5 protein-coding genes are annotated in these 3204 nt (G+C 75.2%); all 5 read right to left on the bottom strand.

Annotation, left to right across the window (positions count from 1 at the left end; translation table 11 throughout):
- Positions 1-428, bottom strand: a 428-nt coding sequence (locus SSNG_RS42745; protein ID WP_007268875.1) for a hypothetical protein, incomplete at its 3' end; no start/stop codon positions are given.
- On the bottom strand, positions 425-709 hold the full coding sequence (locus SSNG_RS35775; RefSeq protein ID WP_007268874.1) for a hypothetical protein: 285 nt from the start codon (positions 707-709) through the stop codon (positions 425-427). The genes SSNG_RS42745 and SSNG_RS35775, both read right to left, overlap by 4 nt.
- A gap of 13 nt (positions 710-722) precedes the next feature.
- Positions 723-1829 (bottom strand): conjugal transfer protein, encoded by a 1107-nt coding sequence (locus SSNG_RS35770; RefSeq protein WP_128637638.1) that lies wholly within the window; start codon positions 1827-1829, stop codon positions 723-725.
- A complete protein-coding gene (locus SSNG_RS35765) occupies positions 1826-2095 on the bottom strand; it encodes a hypothetical protein (RefSeq protein ID WP_007268872.1) in 270 nt (89 codons plus the stop codon). Before SSNG_RS35765 ends, SSNG_RS35770 begins: the two co-directional genes overlap by 4 nt.
- Before the next feature lie 50 nt (positions 2096-2145).
- Complete coding sequence (locus tag SSNG_RS35760; protein ID WP_042804683.1) at positions 2146-3039, bottom strand: hypothetical protein; 894 nt, start codon at positions 3037-3039, stop codon at positions 2146-2148.
- Between the last annotated feature and the right edge of the window lie 165 nt (positions 3040-3204).

The raw sequence follows: 3204 nt of genomic DNA, 5'->3' as shown, positions 1-3204 counted from the left end.
TCGGCGGGCAGGTGGATGCGGGTGTCGCCGCGGGTGGGCCGGGCCGGTCGGTAGGCGCGGCCGCGGAGCTGGCCGCGCCGGGGCGCGGCCAGAATCAGGGCGATGCTCAGCAGGGCGGCCGCAGGGTTGCGGCCGTCGACGTGGAGGTGGCGCAGCACGAACGCCACCACCGCGGGCAGGACCAGGAGGACGGCGACGTCGAGCCACCCCCGCCCGCCCCAGACGGGGCGGGTCAGGATCAGGGCGGCGACGGTGGCGACGATCCCGGCGAGCTGGGTCAGGGTGTAGGGGCCGCCGGGCAGCCGGATCCCCCGGCCGCCATTGACGTCCCGGATCATGCCGTGGACCAGCGGCGCGCGCCGGGCCTTGGTGTAGCAGCGGCCGATCAGCTCGAAGTCCAGCTCCCCGCCGCCGGCGGCGTCGGTCACTGGTCACTCCGGGACGCTGCGGGGCCGCCCTGGTACTGGACGATGTCCTCGGTCGTCTTGTTCTTGAGGGTGGCCATGTTCGAGGACAGGCCCCAGAGAACCGCTGCGAAGATGCAGGCCATGATCGTCGGTCCGGGGGCCTTGGTCTTCCAGCCGACGACCACGACAAAGATCCCGCACATGACGGGGATGGCGACGTCGAAGATCAGGGTCCTGATGGAGTTGCCGAGGCCGGTGCCGGTCTGGATCCAGCCCGCGGCCAGCGTGATGGTGTCGTGCATGACGGTGCTCCTTCTACGAGGTGGGGGTCGGGCCCGGGGCGCCGGTGACGGCAGGGGCCGAAGCTGGCGGGGTGAGGGCGGGGGCGCCATCGAGGCTGGCGATCTCCCAGCGGCCAGCGCGGGCCTTGAGGGCCAGGGCGTAGGTGAGCGGGAGCCGCACCCCGTCGTGGCCGGTCGCCCGGAGGGTGACGAACAGGCGCCGGGTGGTGCCGTCGCCGGGCACGGCCACGACCGGTTCGCCGCCGGTCTCGCCCTCAACCGCGAGCTGGTCCACCACGACGCCCGAGTACGGAGCCGGGGACGGCGCGGCCAGCCGGGTCCCGGGGGCGAGGTAGCGGTCGAGCTCAGCACCGCCCTTGGTGAGGTATGCGGCCAGGAAGGAGGTGACGGCCTGGGTGCGCGGATCGGTGGGCAGCGCCGGGCGCATCACGCCGTAGACCAGCTCCGGGCTCTTGGCCCGCTCCGGGGCGGCTACTTCGGCCGGCAGCGCGAGGGCGGTGTACGCAGTCGCTCCCCCGGCGCCGGGCGCCGTGGCCACGGGCACCTGGAAGTAGCGCACCGCGTCCGTCGCGGCCGCCGGGCTCGGAGAGGAGCCCGGCGGCACGGACGGCGTGGCCGTCGGCGCCGCGCCGGTGACGCGGGCAGCGACAGTGACCGACCAGACCGCGGTGTCGGTCTGGCGCAGCCGGACGACGGTCAGCTGCTCGCCGCGGCGCTGGCCGGAGACGCCTTCGAGCTGGAGGTTGCTGGCCGGCGGGTAGTAGGCGGCGAGCTTGAGCTCGTCGCCCCGGCCCGCGGACAAATAGGCGGCGACGAAGAGGGTCGCGAAGCCGGCCGCGCCCTGGCCGCCACTCGCGGCCGGTGCGGACGACGCGGTCTTCGGGGCCGGCGCCGCGGACGTGGCGGGGACCGAGAGGTAGGCGAGCGCGCCCAGGAGCGGGCCGAGCGCGATCAGGCCCCAGACGAGCCAGCGCAGCATGGCGGCCGAGTTGGCCTGGGCGCCGGTCGACCAGCCACCGACCCAGGCGGCGTCCTGTTCGGCCTCGGACTCCTGGAGAGCTGGCATCTCCGGTTCGGCCGGCGCGGTCGGCATCTGGCGGCGGGTGAGGGCGGGGTTCATGCGGTGCCCCCGGCCGGGCGCAGGGTGTGGCCAGCCAGCTCGGCGATCCGGTGCCGGAGTTCCGCTTCGGGCCGGCGGCTCAGTACGGCAAGCGAGGCGAGGACGGGCTCGGCGTCCTCGTGGAGGAAGGCGCGGAGCTTGTCGTGGGTGCCGGTGTCGAAGGGGCGGGCAACCAGGGCGGCGCCGAGGTGGATGAGCAGACGCTGGGCGCGGGTGACGCGCTCCTCGTCCGCGTCCAGCGACGGTACGGCGGCGGGTGTGGTCAAGACGCATCTCCAAAGGGGGGAGCGGACGGTGGCCGGGGCGGTGGTCCGGTTCATGCCGCGGCCTCGGGCTGGAGGGATGCTGTGAGGCGGGCCAGGGCCCGCGAGCGGCGGCGCTGACAGGCGCCGACCGTGGTGCCGGCGCGGGCGGCGGCCTTGGCGTCGGGGATGCCGCCGCTGATGTGGTGCCAGGCCAGCGCCTGCGCCTCCGCGGTCGACAGGGCGCCGTCGTGGACCGCGTCGAGGAGGAGCTCCAGGAGTTCCAGCCGGGCCGGGGCGGTCGCGGCGTCGTCGGCCGGTCCCGGGTGGAGGCCGGCTTCGGCGGCGGCCGTGCGCACGGTGCGGGCGCGGGCGATCTCGTACGGGCCCGGCGCCGGGTCGGCGATGTACTCGGCGGCCGCGAGGTCCTCCCCCGCCGGGCCCTGTTCGGCGGCGAGCTCGGCCAGGACCTGGCGCAGGGTGTCCAGCGTCAGGTTGGCGGCGGGCCGGCCGGGCCGGAGGTGGATGCGGCCGGAGCGGGCGACTTCGTAGAGGGCGGTCACGGTCACGTGACCGACGGCGTCGCGGGTGCGGCCGCCGGTCGTGCGGACCTGTCCGCGGGTGATGCGGAAGACGGCGGGGAGCATCGCCTGGACGATGACGCGGCCGGCGAGGACGGCCGATCGGTCACGGCCGGCGGCTCGCTGGAGGAGGGCGCGCAGGACGGCGTCGGTCAGCGCATCGGTCACGCCGTCGGCCGCCGGGCGGAGTGCGGCAAGGAGCTGCTCGGGCGTCAGGGAGCCGGCCCAGGAATCGGTCACGGCCGCGAGCTCGTCGGTCAGGTGGCCATCGGTCACCCAGTCGGTCACCGCCCCGCGGAGGGCGGGGTCCGCGCACAGCGCGGCCCAGTCGGCGTCCAGCCGGTCGAAGTACCCGCCGCCGGCGGCGGGGTGCGAAGCGTCGTGCACGGCACGTCTCCTTTCGGATCTCGTGCCGTACACACTCCTCAGACCGGCTTGCCCGAAGGCTTGCCCGCAGCCCTAAAAGCGCAGATGGGAGGCTTGCCCTCTACCTGGGCAAGCCTCCTCGTGACCGGTCCATGCAACTGTGGGCAAGCCTCCCTGGGGGGGTGG

This window comes from Streptomyces sp. C (genome assembly GCF_000158895.1).
Classification (GTDB): Bacteria; Actinomycetota; Actinomycetes; order Streptomycetales; family Streptomycetaceae; genus Streptomyces; species Streptomyces racemochromogenes.
The sequence above is the reverse complement of the archived record's forward strand: the minus strand, read 5'-3'. Positions and strand labels throughout refer to the sequence as shown.

Bases quoted from the DNA above. Each gene is read 5' to 3' on its own strand.
- SSNG_RS35770 (WP_128637638.1), bottom strand. From the start codon at position 1,829: ATGAACCCCGCCCTCACCCGCCGCCAGATGCCGACCGCGCCGGCCGAA.
- SSNG_RS35775 (WP_007268874.1), bottom strand. From the start codon at position 709: ATGCACGACACCATCACGCTGGCCGCGGGCTGGATCCAGACCGGCACC.